A 15,763-nucleotide genomic window follows, 5' to 3' on the forward strand; every position below is an offset into this window, starting at 1 on the left:
ACCTCACAATGTCTGGATTGTCGCGATCCGCTCTTCCAACTGCTCAATGGTCGCCTGAGCGCTGGGCGGGCCGCCGCAGAGCCGCCGCAACTCGGCGTGGATCTTGCCGTGCGGCAGGTTGGTGCGGTGGTGATGGGCCGCCACCAGCGTGTTCAGCTGCCGGCGAAGGCTGTTGCGCCGTTCCCCCGCGGTCATCGGCACGGGCGCCGGATCGCGCTGGGCCGGCACCGACGCCGGCTCGGCCGCCCTTTGCCGCTTCTGCGCCGCCATCTGATCGGCCTGCCGCTTGTTCAGCACCACCGACACCTGATCGGGCGTGAGCAGGCCGGGAATGCCGAGGTACTCCTCCTCCTCGGCGGTGCCCGTGCGGGCGCCGGTGCCGAACGAGGTGCCGTCGTAGATGACCTGGTCGAGCTCGGCGATCGAGGACAGCGCCTCGAACTGCTTCTCCAGCTCGCCGGAGGCGTCCTCCTCGCGCTGCGCCCGCTCCATCAGGTCGTCGTCGAGGCCGTCCTTCTGCTTCGGCGCGCCCAGGATGTGGTCGCGCTGCGCCTCCATCTCGCTGGCCAGCCCGAGCAGGTGCGGCACGCTGGGCAGGAACACCGTCGCGGTCTCGCCCGGCACCCGGGCCCGCACGAAGCGGCCGATCGCCTGCGCGAAGTACAGCGGGGTCGAGGCGCTGGTGGCGTAGACGCCGACCGCCAGGCGCGGGATGTCGACGCCTTCGGAGACCATCCGCACCGCGACCATCCACCGATCCTCGGAGGCGGCGAACGAGGCGATCCGGCCCGAGGCGCCCTCGTCGTCGGAGAGCACGACCACGGCCGGCCGCCCGGTGATCTCGTGCAGCAGCTTCGCGTACGCCCGGGCGGTCTGCTGGTCGCTCGCGATGACCAGGCCGCCCGCGTCGGCAATGCCGTGCTCGCGCAGCCGGGAGAGCCGGGCGTCGGCGGCCCGCAGCACCTGCGGCATCCAGTCGCCGCGGTGGTCGAGCGCCGTACGCCACGCCTGCGCCACCAGATCCTTGGTCATCGGCTCGCCGAGGCGCGCGGCCAGCTCGTCCCCCGCGTTGGTGCGCCACCGGGTCTCGCCCGAGTACGCCATGAACAGCACCGGCCGCACGACCCGGTCGCGTAACGCGTCCGCGTACCCGTAGACGGAGTCGGCCCGGGAGCGCTGCATCCCGTCCTCGCCGCGCTCGTAGGCGACGAACGGGATCGGGTTCTCGTCGGAGCGGAACGGGGTGCCGGTGAGCATGAGCCGGCGGGTGGCCTCCTCGAAGGCAGACTTGACCCCGTCGCCCCAGGTGCGCGAGTCGCCGGCGTGGTGGATCTCGTCGAGGATGACGAACGTGCTGCGGGTCATCGTGCGCCGCCGGTGCACGGCCGGGGCCATGCCGACCTGGGCATAGGTGAGGACCGCGCCGTGGAAGTCGCGCGAGGAGTGCACGTCGGCGTTGCGGAAGGTCGGGTCGAGCTGGATGCCGACCCGGCCGGCGGCGGCCGCCCACTGGGACTTGAGGTGCTCGGTGGGGCAGACCACGGTGACCGCCTCGACGGTGCCGTCGGCGAGGAGCTCGGCGGCGATCCGGAGGGCGAAGGTGGTCTTGCCGGCCCCGGGTGTCGCCACGGCCATGAAGTCATCGGAACGGCGGCGGAGGTACTCCACCAGCGCCTTTCGTTGCCAGGCCCGCAGCGGCGGGAACGTCTCCAGATCCGGTAAAGGCGGGCTCACGAACTTCCCTTCAGTTCCGGCACAGAGACGCCAGCATAGCCAGGTACGGGTCAGGGCACGGCGATCGGCGCGGACCACCGGCGATAGAGAGCGAGCAGGCGCACACCCGTGATGAGCACGGCCGCAGCCACCGTCGGGATCGGACCGACCAGCCCCAGACCGTGCACAATCGTGATGAGGATCGCGCCGCCGAGCGCGGCGACCGCGTAGATGTCACGCTGCAGCACCACCGGGATCTCGCCGGTGAGAAGGTCGCGGGCGAGACCGCCGCCGATCGCGGTGATCATGCCGATGAGACACGCCCCGACCGGCGGCACGTTCGCGTCCAGCGCCTTGAGCGTGCCGGTGACGGTGAACAGGCCGAGCCCGGCCGCGTCCAGCAGCAGCACCGCGCGGCGCAGCCGGGAGAGCTGAGGGTGCAGCCAGAAGACGGCGACCGAGGCGGTGACCGCGGTCACCGCGTACCGCCAGTCGGCGAACGCCAGCGGCGGCACCGCGCCGATCACCAGATCGCGCAGGATGCCGCCGCCGAGCGCAGCCACGAAACCGACGAAGGCGACGCCGAACAGGTCGAGGCGCTTGGCGATCGCGGCCGACGCGCCGGAAGCGGCGAAGACCGCGACGCCGACGAGATCGCCGACGAGCAGACCGCTCAGTGCGTCATCGCTTCGTAGATCTCCTTGCACTGCGGGCAGACCGGGGAGCCGGGCTTCGGCGTCTTGGTCACCGGGAACTTCTCGCCGCACAGCGCTACGACGAAGGTGCCCATGACCGCGCTCTCGGCGATCTTCTCCTTACGGACGTAATGGAACATCTCCGGTCCGGTGTCGGCGTCCTTGGTCTCCGGCCGCTCCAGAATCTGCGTGCTCACGACGAATCTGCCCTTCCGTCTTCAACTCGAGTCATACCGCCGGCGCCCCCAGCCCGGCGGAGGGTACGAAGCTCCAACCAGCAAGTCTGACACCTCACAGCGGGACGGTCCAACGGCACCGTACGGTTGCCTCGTGACTGACTTCGCGATTCGATACGGCGAGCACGTAACCCGCGCCCGCCGGGACGGGCGGCCGGTGGTCGCGCTGGAGAGCACGATCATCTCCCACGGCCTCCCCCACCCCGACAACCTGCGGGTGGCCCGCGAGATCGAGCAGACTGTCCGGAACAACGGCGCGGTGCCCGCGACGATCGGCATGATCGGCGGCGAGCTCGTGGTGGGCCTCGACGACGACCAGGTTCAGCACCTGGCGCTCGCCGAGGGCGTGGCCAAGCTCAGCGTCCGCGACCTGGCCGTGGCCGCCGCCCGCGGGGCCGACGGCGCCACCACGGTCGCCGCGACCAGCGCGGTCGCCGCGGCCGCCGAGATCGGCGTGTTCGCCACGGGCGGCCTCGGCGGCGTGCACCGGGAAGCGAGCGTCACGTTCGACGAGTCGGCCGACCTGGTCACCCTGGCCCGCACGCCGATCGTCGTGGTCTGCGCCGGGGTCAAGTCGATCCTCGACGTGGGAGCGACGCTGGAGCGCCTCGAGACGCTGGGCGTCGCCGTGGCCGGCTACCGCACGAGGCGCTTCCCGGGCTTCTTCATCACCGACGGCGGCTTCGACATCGACTGGGAGCTCGACTCCCCCGAGCAGGTCGCCGACGTGATCCGGGCCCGCACCGACCAGGCGGTCGGCGCCGGCGCGCTGATCCTGGCCAACCCGCTGCCCGCCGACGAGCAGCTCGACCCGGCGCTGCACGACCGCACGCTGCAGGAAGGGCTCGCGCTGCTGGCCCGCGACGGCGTCACCGGCAAGGCGGTCACCCCGTTCCTGCTCTCGCACTTCCACGAGAGCACCGAGGGGCAGAGCCTGGCGGTGAACGTCCGGATCATCCTGCGCAACGCCGCGCTGGCCGCCGAGATCGCCGTGGCGAGCACCGCGACGCCGGCCACGCTGGGCTTCTCCGTACCCGCGTGATCGTCGTCGGCGACCTGGTCACCGACGTGCTGGTGTCGCACGCCGGCCCGATCGAGATCGGCTCGGACACGGCCGCGGCGATCACCGTGGGCGGCGGTGGCCAGGCGGCGAACACGGCCGCATGGCTGGCCCACGCCGGCCGCCGGGTGACGCTGGTGGCGGCGGTGGGCGACGATCCGGCGGGCCGCGAGCGGGTGGCCGAGCTGACCGCGACCGGGGTGCGCTGCGTGGTGCGGGCGCACGCCGGGGCCGTGACCGGGAGCGTGGTGGTGCTGGCCGGCCCCGAGGAGCGCACGATGGTCACCGACCGGGGCGCCTCGCTTCTGCTCGACCCCGCCGACGTAATCGCCGCGATCAAGGCCACCGACGCCACCCACCTGCACCTTTCCGGCTATCCGCTGCTGCATGACGGCTCGCGTCCGGCCGGCCTCGCCGCCTTGGCGGCCGCCTCCGAGCGAGGTCTCACGACGAGCGTCGATGCGGCCTCGGCGGCGCCGCTGCGGGCCGTGGGTGCGCGGGCTTTCCTGAATTGGGTACGCGGTGCCGACCTGCTCCTGTGCAACGCGGACGAGGCCGAGGTGCTGGCCGGTCCGGGCGCGCCGGCCGAGCAGGCAGCCGGGCTGACCGCGCACGTGGCGAACGCCGTGGTCAAACGGGGCGCGGCCGGGGCGTGCTGGGCGGATCGCGCCGGGCGGATCTGGCATGGGACGGTCTCGCGCGTACCGATGAAGGACCCCACGGGCGCGGGCGACGCTTTCGCGGCCGGTCTGCTCGACGCCTGGTGTTCCGGTGCGGGGCCGCAGGCAGCGCTCGCGGCCGGGGCGGCTCTCGGCGCCGAGGCGGTCGCCCAGATCGGCGCCCGGCCTCGTTAGTGCTGCTTGCGCTCGCGTTCCGCTTCGGTGGTCGCCCAGTCGACGTCGATCGTCAGGTACTCGACCTGCTCGTCGGTGTGCTGGGTGAGCGACGGCTGGGGTTTCTCGCGCTCGGCGGCGGCCGCTGCCCGCTCGGCCTTGCTGCGGGCGGGCCGGTCGTTCGCGATCAGCACGGCCATCCACGGCAGGCTGACCATGCCGACCACGCAGAGGATGAGCCAGAGCGCGAGCAGCGGGGGATGGACGCTGATCAGGATCGCGCCCACGACCAGGCAGACGGCACGCAGGCCCATCATCGTCACGTAACGGACCTGCCGGCTGTGGAACTGCTCGTCCTGACTGCGGGCGGCGTCGGTGATCAGGACCGGCTGCTTCTTCACGGTGGAACTCCGATCGACCCCTCATCCTTGCACCGAGAAGCCATCGATGCCCACCCAGTCCGCGGATGCACGCCCCTCGAAGCGATCATCACCCCGCGGCCCGCCTCCTGAATGTCACCCCTTGGCCGCGGCCTTCATCTCCTTCTTGTAGGCGCGCACCTTGCCCAGAGACTCACCGTCGACGATGTCGGCCACCGACTTGAACGATCCGGCCTCGCCGTAGCCGCCCGCGGCCTCGCGCCACCCGGCTGGCTCGACCCCGTACTGCTTCCCGAGGAGCGCCACGAAGATCTGCGACTTCTGTTTGCCGAACCCCGGCAGCGACGCCACCCGCTTGAGCAGCTCCTTGCCGTCCGTCACCCCGGCCCAGAGGTTGGCCGCCTCCCCGTCGTACTGCTCGACAAGCGCCCGGCACACCTCCTGAACCCGCGCGGCCATGGCCTTGGGAAACCGATGCAGCGCCGGCGGCTTCGCGAAGATCGCCACCAGCGCCTCCGGATCGAACTCCGCAATCTCCACCGCGGTCGCAGCGTGCCCGAGCCGCTGGCCCAGAACCCACGGCGAGGTGAACGCCTTCTCCAGCGGGATCTGCTGGTCCAGCACCATCCCGATGAGCAACGCCAGCGGATCGCTGGACAGCAGCTTGTTGGCCTCGGCGTCGATCGGCAAGCTGAGCGTCATGCCCCCATCTTGCCGCCAACCGCTCCCCTCCCGTCCAGACGCACCGACCCTCCTTCAGCACATGCCCCCTTTCAGCACATGCCGACTCTCAGCGCACGCCCCCTTTCAGCGCACGCCCCTCTTCAGCGCATGCCGGCCTCGTAGGCCAGGGCGACCAACTGAGCCCGGTCGCGGGCGCCCAGCTTCGCCAGCAACCGGGTGATATGGGTCTTGACGGTTCCCATGCTCACCTGCAGATCGGCGGCGATCTCCTCGTTCGACCGGCACCGCGCGATCAGCTCGAGCACCTCTCGCTCCCGGGCCGTGATGTGCGGCAACGGCGTGACCTTGCGCTCGGGCAGCTCGGTGTAGGCCTCGATCAGCCGCCGTGTGGCCCCCGGCGTCAGCAGCGCTTCACCGGCCGCGACCACCTTGATGGCGTTGATCAGATCGTCCGGCAGGACCTCCTTCAGCAGAAAGCCACTGGCCCCGGCCCGAATCGCCCCGAACACGTACTCGTCGAGGTCGAAGGTCGTCAGCACGAGCACCCGCGTGCGCAGTCCGGCGTTGCCCTGGCAGATCAGCCGGGTCGCCTCGATGCCGTTCATCTGCGGCATCCGCACGTCCATGAGGATCACATCGGGCCGCTCCCGGCGCGCGATCTCGACCGCCTCCCGCCCGGTCGCCGCCTCGCCGACACAGACCAGCCCCGGCGTGTTGTCGATGAGCAGCCGGAAGCCGGCCCGCAACAGCGGCTGATCGTCGGCCAGCGCCACCCGCACGTCGTCGCTCATGCCGAGTACCGCAGGGTCGTCGCCACCCGCCAGCCACCCTCCGGCCCGGGCCCGGCCACGAGTTCCCCGCCGAACATCGCGGCCCGCTCCCGCATACCGATCAACCCCTGCCCCGTTGTCCCGCCCGCTTCGTCTCCCCCACCACCGTCAACGCCACCGCCCACGCCGCCACCGCCCACGCCGCCGATCGCCACGCCGCCACCGCCCACGCCGCCGATCGCCACGCCGCCACCGCCCGCGCCGCCGATGCCATAGCCCGCGCCCGTGCCGCCGATGCCATAGCCCGCGCCCGTGCCGCCGATCGCCGTGCCCGTGCCGCCGATCGCCGCGCCCATGCGGCCGGTGGCGCGGGTCGCCATGGCAGTCGCCGCTCCCGCGCCGCCGCTGCCGTCGGCCGCTGGGCCGACGCCTTTGCCGTTGTCGGTCACCTTTAGCCGGACCTCGCCGGGCGCGAGGTCGACCTCGATCCGGCATGTCGTCGCGCGGGCGTGCTTGAGCACGTTCGTGACCGCCTCCTGCACCAGCCGGAACACCGCCACGCCGACGCTTTCCGGAACGGCCCGATCACCGCGGACCTCGAGATCGACGGCGAGCCCGGCCGAGCGAGCCGCCGCGACCAACTCACCGAGATCGGCCAGGCCCGGGGTGGGCGCGACGACCGCCTCGGCGCGCAGCGCCCCGACCGCACCGCGAAGCTGGGCGAGCGTCTCCCGGCTGGTGGTCGCGATCAGTCGCAGCGACTCGCGCAGCTCCTCGGGGCGCACCTCAGCGATGTGGTCAGCTACCGTGGCCCGGACCACGATCACGCTCATGTTGTGCGCCACGATGTCGTGCAGGTCGCGGGCGATGCGCAGCCGTTCCGCGCGCAGCGCCAGCTCGGTCGCCTGGGTGGCGCTCTGCGCGGCGTAGGCCCGGCGCTCCCGGATGGCGCGGCCGAGAGTCCAGCAGATGCCCAGCACCCACAGCACCAGCCCGGCCTGGTACGGCTCGCGGGTCGACCAGACGAACGCCACCCCCAGGACGGCGATGCCCAGGATGACAACCAGCACCGACCGGCGCCGCCGGACGTCGGTGCCGACCGTGTAGAGCACCAGCCCCAGCACGAGGCTCGGCGCTATCCCGGCGTAGTCGGGTATCGCCCCGGTGCCCGAGGCGAACACGCAGAGCGCGATGGCCGACCAGGCCGCGGCCTCGGGCCGCAGCCGGCGCGCCGCCACCGGCACGCCCAGCAGCACGCCGATCAGCACCGACACCCAGGCCGGCTCGTGCCAGGAGACCCGCGAGGACGACAGCGGCACCTCTGCCGCGGCGAGCCAGCCGAGCACCGCGACCCCCACCGCCAGCACCGCGTCACAAGCGATCAGCTGGCGGCGGCTGAGCCCGCGGAGGAAAACGGAGGGCGCGGCGGTCGTCATGCCGCGACAGTAATCAGAAGTCCCGCCGGGCGCGTCAGACCACGGTCTGATGTTCGCGATCTCCAACTGTGGACCAGGGTTTGACGATTTTCGCCCGGCCACGCGGGATCGTCGACAGCCATGACGACAGCAACGGTCGCGCTCCACGACTTACGGATGGAGTACCGCTCCGGCCGCGATCGGGTGACGGCCCTGAACGGTGTCACGGTCGATCTTCCGGCCGGCACCTTCACGGCCGTCATGGGCCCGTCCGGCTCCGGCAAGTCCACCCTGCTGCACTGCGCCGCCGGGCTCGACCGGCCGACCTCCGGCGAGGTGGTCCTCGACGGCGTGCGGTTGAGCGAGCTCGACGAGACCGGACTCACCGTCCTCCGGCGCGAGCGTGTCGGCTTCGTCTTCCAGGCCTTCAACCTGATTTCCTCGCTCACCGCGGCACAAAATGTCGCTCTCCCCGCCCGCCTGGCCGGCCGCCGTGTCGCTTCCGGCGAGACGGCCGCGGCGCTGGGACGGGTGGGTCTCGCCGACCGGGCCGGGCACCGTCCGGTCGAGCTGTCCGGCGGCGAGCAGCAGCGGGTGGCGATCGCCCGCGCGCTGCTCACCGGCCCGTCCGTGCTCTTCGCCGACGAGCCGACCGGCGCGCTGGACGCCACCACCTCCCGCCAGGTGCTCGCCCTGCTGCGTGGCCTGGTCGACGAGCGCGGCCAGACGATCGTGATGGTCACCCATGACCCGGTGGCGGCGGCCGTGGCCGATCAGGTGCTGCTGCTGGCCGACGGCCGTCTGATCGATCGCCTGGCGGCGACCTCCGCCGAGTCGATCGCCGCCCGCATGGCCGCGGTGGAGGCGACATGCTGACGAGAGACCGGCTGGGCGCTTTTGTCGCGGTCCTGTTCGGTACGGCCGCCGTAGCCCTGACCCTCACGCTCCTGGGTTCGGCCCACCCGCGTGTGCCGGACCGCTACGCGGCGGTCGCCGTGGCCGTGCAGAGCCCTCGGGTGACGACCCCTGCCGACCCGTTCCCCGAGCCCCGGCCCTGGTCGTCCGCCGAGGCGACCGCGCTGGCGGCCCGCCTGGCCGCGGCCCCTGGCGTCGCGGCCGCGATCCCCGATCGACGCTTCTACGCCCAGCCAGTGCTCAACGGCCGCCCATCGCCGGCGGTGCAAGAAGGCCACGGCTGGGCGAGCACGGCGCTGGCGGCCGACACCCTGGTCGCCGGCAGGCCACCGACGGGCGAGCGCGAGGTCGTCCTCTCCCGCGGCTCCGGAGTTCCGGTCGGCGGCTCGGTGCCGATGCTGACGGCGACCGGGCCGTCTTGGTGGCGGGTGACCGGGCTCGTCGACGCGGACCGGCTCTACGTCTCGGATGCGACCGCGGCGCGCATGGCGCCCGGCGTACGCGTCATCGGCCTCACCGGAAGCCCTCGCCTGCCGCAAGTCCGCGCTCTCGCCGGTGGCGCGACGGTGTTGCACGGCTCGGCGCTGGGCGAGCTCGAACCGCGGTCCGACGCCCGGACGCGGTGGATCGGTCTTCAGGTGATCACCGCCATGACCGCGTTGTCGGCGTTTGCGTGCGCCTTCGTGATCGCCTCGACGTTCGCGCTCACCGTCCACCAGCGACGGCGCGAGATCGGCCTCCTGCGGGCGACCGGCGCCACGCCCGCCCAGGTGCGCCGCTCGGTGATCCGGGAGGCCGCGCTGGTCGGGATCGTGGCCGGAACCGCGGGCACGCTGCTCGGGGTCGTCCTCTCACCGCTGATCGGGAGGGTGCTGGTCGATGCCGGGTTCGAGCCGCGATCGTTCGCAGTCGGCTTCCATCTCTGGGCTGTGCTGGCGGGCGTCGCGGCGGGCCCGCTGCTCGCCGTCGCGGGATCATTGACGGCCGCCCACCGTGCGGCCCGGGTCGGCCCGCTGGAGGCGCTGCGGCAGGCGCAGGTCGAGCCGCGGCCGATGACGCGGCTCCGCTGGATCACCGGGTTGCTGTTCACGGCCGGGGGCATGGCGGCCGGCCTTGCCACCACGGTGACCGACGACGTGAGCGACCTCGCGACGTTTGCGCTGCTGGGGGCGATGGCACTGGTGGTGGGGGCGACTGTGCTGGCGCCGGCCGCCGTGCCGCTGCTCGTGCGGGTCCTGCTGCGGCCGGCTCGGGGGCCGATCGCCACGGTGATGCGGGAAAGTGCGCTGGCCGGGGCCCAGCGCACCGCGTCGACAGCTGCGCCGGTGCTGCTGACGGTCGCATTCGCGGTCTTCATCGCGGGCAATGTGCAGACCTCGGCTACGGCGTACGCGGACAAGCGCGCCGGTGCGATGCCGAGCGGCACGGTCCTGGTTCCGGACGGGACGCCCGGTCTGAGCGACGCGGCAGCGCCGTCGGCGCCGCTGCCGACCGGCCTCTACCTGACCGACACCGTGGTGGCCGCCGCCGGCGTGGATCCCTCGGCGCCGTCCACTCCTGGACCGGAGCGTTCCCTCGCGGGGCCGGACGCGGTGGCCCTCTCCGCGTCGTGGGCTGCGCAATCGGGGCTGGGGATCGGTGACACGCTCGCCGCGACTTTCCCCGACGGGCTGCCGGCTCGCTTGCGCGTGGTGGCCGTCCTTCCCGACGACGCGGCTCCGGCCGAGGTGGTGCTCGCCCGCGCCACCGTGCGCGAGCACGACCCGTCGGCGCTGGCGACGGCCGGCGCCGAGCCGGACGCGACGCCCAGCATCGGATCGAACGCGGCGCTCGGCGCACGCGTGGTCGATGTGCACGCTTACGCCCGGCAGGCGGACGCCGAGGAGGACCGTCTCATCTGGATCTTTACGCTGCTACTGATCGGGGTCTCGGTCGGTTACGGCGCCCTCGCGGTGGCCAACACCCTCTTCATGGCCACGGCCCGCCGCGAACCCGACTACCGGCTGCTACGGCTGGCCGGCGCCACACCGCGCCAGGTCCTGCTGGCCGTCGCGGGCGAGTCCGCGCTGGTCGTCGCAATCGGCGCGGCGCTCGGCAGCGCCGCGGCGATCCTGGCCCTGTGGGGCAGCGTGGCCGGGCTGCGCGAGCAGACCGGCGCCGCCGTGCCTCTGACCGTGCCGTGGCCGACCGCCGCCATCGCGGTCGGCGTCTGCCTCGCCCTCGCCCTGGCCGCCGCCGTGCTCCCCGCCAGGGCGAGACTGACCCGCCTCGATCCTGCCCGGGAGCTGTCGTGAAGCCGCACCCGCTCGACCCCGGACCCGGAGCTGCCGTGAGGTCTCACATGCCGGCGACGTCACGGATCGAGCGTTCGGCCAGCGAGCCCAGCACGAGGTCCGCGCCGTCCAGAGCGAGATCGGCCGTCAACGGATTGGGCACCGCCACACAGAACAGCCCGGCCGCCTTGGCCGCCGCCACGCCGTTCGGCGAGTCCTCGACTGCCAGCGCTTCGTCCGCCCGTACGCCGAGGTCGCTCAGCGCCAGCTCGTACAGGTCGGGCGCGGGCTTGCTGCGCGCGACCCGGTCGCGGGTGGCCAGTACCGCGAACCGGTCCCGCAGGCCGAGCGCGTCGAGGAAGCGCGACACCCAGGCCGCGCCGGAGCTCGAGGCCAGGCCTACCCGCAGTCCGAGGTCGCGGGCCTCGTCCAGCCAGGCGACGATCCCCGGCCGGGCCTCGGCCGCGGCCATCAGGTCGTCGAAGCGGGCATGCCGCGCCGCCTGCAGCGCCATCCGATCGACCGGCCTGCCCACCAGGGCCTCCAGATGGTCGTACGGATCCCAGCCCGAGTCCGAGGTGCCGATCGTCTGCGACCAGACGGCGGCGTCGAGCGAGGCACCGTGGGCGCTGTACGCCTCCTGCCACGAGGTGAACTCGGGGGTCTCGGTGTCCAGGATCGTCCCGTCTAGATCGAAGATGATCGCCTTCAGCACACAAGCATCATCCGCTGGGCCGACAAACACGGCGGCCGCCAGCGCAGGGACGCGGATCACAGAGACGAACGCCACCGTCCCGGGTCCAAGGCGCCAAGCCGGGATACACCGCACGCGGGTAACGTCGCGGCGTGTGACCGGTCCGTAGAAAGGGGTACGAAGATGAGCGACTCGTACGAGAGCATCGAGCGGGAGATCGCCGGCGGCGACTACGGTCCGGGGGTCTTCGACGAGCCGGACACTCCCCGGCCGGAGAAGGGCGACGACGAGGCCGGCCTGTCGAGCACCCTGGCCGCGGGCACCGACGTCGACCAGCTTCAGGACGGCGGTCCGCACCCCGAGCACGGCGTGATGACCACGACCGGCGGCACGGCCGGGCCGAACAGCTTCCGCACCCACCCGCGCACGGGACCGGGTGTCGCGAACACGACCACCGGCGACGCCACCACCGGCGCCCTGGAGACCCCGGTCGACAGCTACACGAGCGACGCCAGCAGTAACGCGGTCGACTGACCTGGCCGCCGCTCGCTACCGTCGGCGGCGTGACGAACCAGCCGCCGGCCCCGACCCCGTCCGCCGGCCAGCCGGCCACGGGCTGGACTGCCGCGGGCCGGCCGTCTGCGGGCCAGCCGTCTGCGGGCCAGCCGTCTGCGGGCCAGCCGTCTGCGGGCCAGCCGTCTGCGGGCCAGCCGTCTGCGGGCCAGCCGTCTGCGGGCCAGCCGCCTGCGGGCCAGCCGCCTGCGGGCCAGCCGCCTGCGGGCCAGCCGCCTGCGGGCCAGCCGCCTGCGGGCCAGCCGCCTGCAGGCCAGCCGCCTGCAGGCCAGCCTGTCGCGATTCGGCCTGTTGCGGACGAGCCGTTCGCCGCGGGCCGGGAGGCCGATGTCTTCCTGCTCGATGACGGCAGGGTGCTGCGGCACTATCGCACCGCGGCGGACACCGCGCACGAGGCCGAGATCATGGCGTACGCCGCGAGTCACGGTTACCCCGTCCCTGAGGTGTACGCCGCGAGCGGGCCCGACATGGTGATGGAACGACTGCACGGCCCGACCATGGCGGAGGCGGCGCTCTCCGGCGACCTGGCTCTGGAGGACGCCGCCGTGATGCTTGCCGGGCTGCTGCGCCGCCTGCACGAGCTTCCGGCGCGCGCTGCCGGCCGTCAGGAGACGATCATCCATCTCGACCTGCACCCGGAGAACGTCCTGATCACCGAGCGCGGCCCGGTGGTGATCGACTGGCGGAACGCGGACGACGGGCCCGCCGACCTCGACACGGCGCTGAGTGCGCTGATCATCGCGCAGGTCGCGATCGGCTCCATCGAGCATCCGCTCGGCGCGTCGATCGACGCCATGCTCGACCGGTTCCTCGAGCTGGCCCCGGGCGACCCGGTGCGTCTCCTCGACGACGCTGCCGCATACCGCCGCCGCCAGCTCACCATGTCCCCCGAGGAGGTCGCGATGATCGGCACCGCGGCCGCCCGGGTGCGGGCCGGCGTTCGATGACAAACGACCGCCCGGCGGAAGGGGAGGCTCCGCCGGGCGGTCGAGAGAGTCGACAGAATCGGAAAGCGGGCGGGGGTCAGCCCGCGTAGGCCTCCAGGCGGGAGGCCCGCTCGGGGTCGCGGAGCTTGAGCATCGTGACCTTCTCGATCTGGCGGATGCGCTCGCGGGAGAGCCCGAACTCGCGACCCACCTCGTCGAGGGTGCGCTGCCGGCCGTCGTCCAGACCGAAGCGGAGGCGGATCACCGCGGACTCGCGCTCGGAGAGCGTGGCGAGAACGATCTCCACCTCGTTGCGGAGCTCGCCCCTGCCGATGGTGTTCGCCGGGTTCGGGTCGACCGCCGCGACGAAGTCGCCCAGCGCGCTCTCCCCGTCCTCGCCGACGGCCTGGTCGAGGCTGACGGGCTCCCGGTCGTACGAGATGAGCTCGATGACCTGGAACTCCTGCACGCTCATGGCCTGGGCGATCTCGGCGATGTTCGGCTCGCGGCCGAGCGTCGCGGCGAGGTCGCGCCGGGCCCGGACCATGCGGTTGACCTGCTCGACCATGTGTACCGGGATGCGGATCGTACGGGCCTGGTCGGCCATCGCGCGGGTGATCGCCTGCCGGATCCACCACGTCGCGTACGTCGAGAACTTGTAGCCCTTGGTGTAGTCGAACTTCTCGACCGCGCGGATCAGGCCGAGGTTGCCCTCCTGGATCAGGTCGAGGAAGGCCATGCCGCGGCCGGTGTAGCGCTTCGCGATGCTGACGACCAACCGCAGGTTGGCCTCGAGCAGGTGGTTCTTCGCAGCCTTGCCCTCGATGATGATGATCTCGAGCAGGGGGGCAAGGTCGTCGCCCGCCTCGGGAAGTTTCTCCTCGGCGTAGAGCCCGGCCTCGATGCGCTTGGAAAGCTCAACCTCCTCGACGGCGGTGAGCAGGCGGGTGCGGCCGATGCCGTTCAGGTAGGCCCGCACCAGGTCGGCGGAGACTCCACGCTCGTCCGTAGCGTCCAGGTCGACCAGGATCTCGACACCGTCGGTCATGCTGTTCTCGTCAGAGGCCTTCATCTGCAGGACCACCTTTCAGTCCCCTCCCCGCTGATAAACCGTCTCGTGCTTCCCAGCCGCTTCGTGCCGGTGATCGATAGCTTGGCCCGGGACGCGTTAAGCGGAGGTGAGGCAAGCGTCCAGGTGGCATGAATCAGGGAGAACCCTGACGTCACCAAGCCGACAAGTGGGTGGAATGCCGGATCTGGGTTGTTGTGATGCGCCGATAATGTTCTGCAAACGCCGTCCAGGAGGGTTCGGTTCAGTGGTCTTCAAGAAGATGTTGCAAGCGATGGGTGTGGGTGGTCCGTCGGTCGAGACGATCCTCGCCAACGCGAACTGCCGGCCCGGTGGATTCCTCGAGGGCCAGGTGCACGTGCAGGGCGGCGATCACGCGGTTGACGTGGAATATCTCGCCGTCGGACTGATCACCCGGGTCGAGGTGGAGAGCGGCGACAGCGAGTACAACACCGATCAGGAGTTCCACCGGCAGCGCTTGACCGGCTCGTTCCGGCTCGACCCGGGCGCGCGCTACGACGTGCCGTTCCGCTTCGATGTGCCGTGGGAAACACCGATCACCGAGGTGTACGGCCAGCACCTGCACGGCATGACCATGGGCCTGACGACCGAGCTCGAGGTAGCGCGCGCCGTCGACAAATCAGATCTCGACGCGGTGGCGGTACACCCGCTGCCGGCGCAGGAGAGCATTCTCGACGCGCTGCTCAGGCTGGGCTTCCGATTCAGCCGGGCCGACGTCGAGCGGGGCCGGGTCTACGGCGTGGAGCAGCAACTGCCGTTCTACCAGGAGATCGAGTTCCACCCGCCGTCCGCCTACGCCCACGGCATCAACCAGCTCGAGCTGACCTTCATCCCGACGCCGCACCGCCTCCAGGTGATCCTCGAGATCGACAAGCGTGGCGGCATGTTCACCGAGGGTCACGACTCGTTCGGCAAGTTCGACGTCGACTACGCCACGGTCGACCGCGTCGACTGGGCCGGTCAGCTCGACAACTGGCTGCGGCAGTCCGCCCAGCGGCGAGGGCTGTTCTTCTAGATCTCCAGCGGCAGCGTGTCTTCTAGATCTCCAGCAGCAGCGTGCGCGGCCCGACGTTGACGCTCTCGACGAGCATGTGCGCCCGGAAGCGGCCGGTCTCCACGGTCGCTCCCCGGGCGCGCAGCGCTTCGACGTACGCGCTGACCAGCGGTTCCGCGATCTCGGCCGCCGCCGCCGCGCTCCAGGTCGGCCGCCGCCCCTTGCGCGCGTCGCCGTAGAGCGTGAACTGACTGATCACCAGCAGCGGCGCGCCCACATCGGAGGCGGACGCCTCGTCGTCGAGAATCCGCAGCTCGTAGGTCTTGCGAGCCAATTCGGCGGCCTTGGCCGGCGTGTCGTCGTGGGTGACCCCGACCAGCACGAGCAGCCCGTCCTCGATCTTGCCGATGACCTCGTCGTCGACCGTCACACCGGCCCGGCTCACCGTCTGCACCAGCGCCCGCATCGATCTCCCCTCTCCGGCGTTGCCGCCGCCGTCGGCAAACGGCAGC

17 protein-coding genes are annotated in these 15,763 nt (G+C 71.9%); 7 read left to right on the top strand and 10 right to left on the bottom strand.

What is annotated here, in order from left to right:
• Positions 1 to 3 precede the first annotated feature (3 nt).
• From ACIA5D_RS00895 to ACIA5D_RS00905, 3 genes are read right to left on the bottom strand one after another with little or no spacing between them, the layout of a single operon-like run.
• Positions 4 to 1,734, bottom strand: a complete 1,731-nt coding sequence (locus tag ACIA5D_RS00895) for a DEAD/DEAH box helicase (RefSeq protein ID WP_396027752.1) — start codon at positions 1,732 to 1,734, stop codon at positions 4 to 6.
• A gap of 50 nt (positions 1,735 to 1,784) precedes the next feature.
• Positions 1,785 to 2,420: a trimeric intracellular cation channel family protein gene (locus ACIA5D_RS00900; RefSeq protein ID WP_396027753.1), complete on the bottom strand. Its 636-nt coding sequence runs from the start codon at positions 2,418 to 2,420 to the stop codon at positions 1,785 to 1,787.
• Positions 2,387 to 2,605, bottom strand: coding sequence for a DUF3039 domain-containing protein (locus tag ACIA5D_RS00905; RefSeq protein WP_396027754.1), 219 nt, complete (start codon positions 2,603 to 2,605; stop codon positions 2,387 to 2,389). Before ACIA5D_RS00905 ends, ACIA5D_RS00900 begins: the two co-directional genes overlap by 34 nt.
• A 133-nt stretch (positions 2,606 to 2,738) precedes the next feature.
• Here ACIA5D_RS00905 and ACIA5D_RS00910 point away from each other — a divergent pair, with 133 nt between their 5' ends.
• Positions 2,739 to 3,686, top strand: a complete 948-nt coding sequence (locus ACIA5D_RS00910; protein ID WP_396027755.1) for a pseudouridine-5'-phosphate glycosidase — start codon at positions 2,739 to 2,741, stop codon at positions 3,684 to 3,686.
• Positions 3,683 to 4,558 (top strand): carbohydrate kinase family protein, encoded by an 876-nt coding sequence (locus ACIA5D_RS00915; protein ID WP_396027756.1) that lies wholly within the window; start codon positions 3,683 to 3,685, stop codon positions 4,556 to 4,558. The genes ACIA5D_RS00910 and ACIA5D_RS00915 overlap by 4 nt, the downstream gene beginning before the upstream one ends.
• Here ACIA5D_RS00915 and ACIA5D_RS00920 read toward each other — a convergent pair.
• The 4 genes from ACIA5D_RS00920 to ACIA5D_RS00935 all read right to left on the bottom strand — a co-directional run bounded on the left by ACIA5D_RS00920 (position 4,555) and on the right by ACIA5D_RS00935 (position 7,807).
• Positions 4,555 to 4,938, bottom strand: a complete 384-nt coding sequence (locus ACIA5D_RS00920) for a DUF3099 domain-containing protein (RefSeq protein ID WP_396027757.1) — start codon at positions 4,936 to 4,938, stop codon at positions 4,555 to 4,557. The two genes, ACIA5D_RS00915 and ACIA5D_RS00920, sit on opposite strands and share 4 nt — an antisense overlap.
• Before the next feature lie 114 nt (positions 4,939 to 5,052).
• Entirely contained in the window at positions 5,053 to 5,619 is a 567-nt protein-coding gene (locus tag ACIA5D_RS00925) for an HhH-GPD-type base excision DNA repair protein (RefSeq protein ID WP_396027758.1), read from the bottom strand.
• Between the two features lie 122 nt (positions 5,620 to 5,741).
• Positions 5,742 to 6,392, bottom strand: coding sequence for a response regulator (locus tag ACIA5D_RS00930; RefSeq protein ID WP_396027759.1), 651 nt, complete (start codon positions 6,390 to 6,392; stop codon positions 5,742 to 5,744).
• Complete coding sequence (locus ACIA5D_RS00935) at positions 6,389 to 7,807, bottom strand: histidine kinase (protein ID WP_396027760.1); 1,419 nt, start codon at positions 7,805 to 7,807, stop codon at positions 6,389 to 6,391. The genes ACIA5D_RS00930 and ACIA5D_RS00935 overlap by 4 nt, the downstream gene beginning before the upstream one ends.
• 120 nt (positions 7,808 to 7,927) lie before the next feature.
• Here ACIA5D_RS00935 and ACIA5D_RS00940 point away from each other — a divergent pair, with 120 nt between their 5' ends.
• Positions 7,928 to 8,662: an ABC transporter ATP-binding protein gene (locus ACIA5D_RS00940; RefSeq protein ID WP_396027761.1), complete on the top strand. Its 735-nt coding sequence runs from the start codon at positions 7,928 to 7,930 to the stop codon at positions 8,660 to 8,662.
• Positions 8,656 to 10,995, top strand: coding sequence for an FtsX-like permease family protein (locus ACIA5D_RS00945; protein WP_396027762.1), 2,340 nt, complete (start codon positions 8,656 to 8,658; stop codon positions 10,993 to 10,995). Before ACIA5D_RS00940 ends, ACIA5D_RS00945 begins: the two co-directional genes overlap by 7 nt.
• 43 nt (positions 10,996 to 11,038) lie before the next feature.
• On the opposite strand, the gene ACIA5D_RS00950 is transcribed toward ACIA5D_RS00945, so the two are convergent.
• Positions 11,039 to 11,689 carry an HAD family hydrolase gene (locus tag ACIA5D_RS00950; protein ID WP_396027763.1) on the bottom strand — a complete coding sequence of 217 codons (651 nt, stop codon included), beginning with the start codon at positions 11,687 to 11,689 and terminating at the stop codon, positions 11,039 to 11,041.
• A gap of 162 nt (positions 11,690 to 11,851) precedes the next feature.
• Between ACIA5D_RS00950 and ACIA5D_RS00955 the strand changes: the two genes are divergently transcribed.
• The gene (locus ACIA5D_RS00955) at positions 11,852 to 12,202 is read left to right on the top strand and encodes a hypothetical protein (protein WP_396027764.1); all 351 of its coding nucleotides are present in this window, start codon (positions 11,852 to 11,854) and stop codon (positions 12,200 to 12,202) included.
• A gap of 320 nt (positions 12,203 to 12,522) precedes the next feature.
• Complete coding sequence (locus tag ACIA5D_RS00960; protein WP_396028554.1) at positions 12,523 to 13,188, top strand: phosphotransferase; 666 nt, start codon at positions 12,523 to 12,525, stop codon at positions 13,186 to 13,188.
• 76 nt (positions 13,189 to 13,264) lie between these two features.
• Here the strand turns inward: ACIA5D_RS00960 and sigB are convergent, their stop codons facing one another.
• Positions 13,265 to 14,239 (bottom strand): RNA polymerase sigma factor SigB, encoded by a 975-nt coding sequence (gene sigB / locus ACIA5D_RS00965; protein WP_396027765.1) that lies wholly within the window; start codon positions 14,237 to 14,239, stop codon positions 13,265 to 13,267.
• A gap of 244 nt (positions 14,240 to 14,483) precedes the next feature.
• Between sigB and ACIA5D_RS00970 the strand changes: the two genes are divergently transcribed.
• A complete protein-coding gene (locus tag ACIA5D_RS00970; RefSeq protein WP_396027766.1) occupies positions 14,484 to 15,272 on the top strand; it encodes a sporulation protein in 789 nt (262 codons plus the stop codon).
• A gap of 22 nt (positions 15,273 to 15,294) precedes the next feature.
• Here the strand turns inward: ACIA5D_RS00970 and dtd are convergent, their stop codons facing one another.
• Positions 15,295 to 15,717: a D-aminoacyl-tRNA deacylase gene (dtd, locus tag ACIA5D_RS00975; protein ID WP_396027767.1), complete on the bottom strand. Its 423-nt coding sequence runs from the start codon at positions 15,715 to 15,717 to the stop codon at positions 15,295 to 15,297.
• Between the last annotated feature and the right edge of the window lie 46 nt (positions 15,718 to 15,763).

It is taken from the genome of Actinoplanes sp. NPDC051513 (assembly GCF_044454685.1).
In the GTDB taxonomy this organism is placed as follows: Bacteria; Actinomycetota; Actinomycetes; order Mycobacteriales; family Micromonosporaceae; genus Actinoplanes.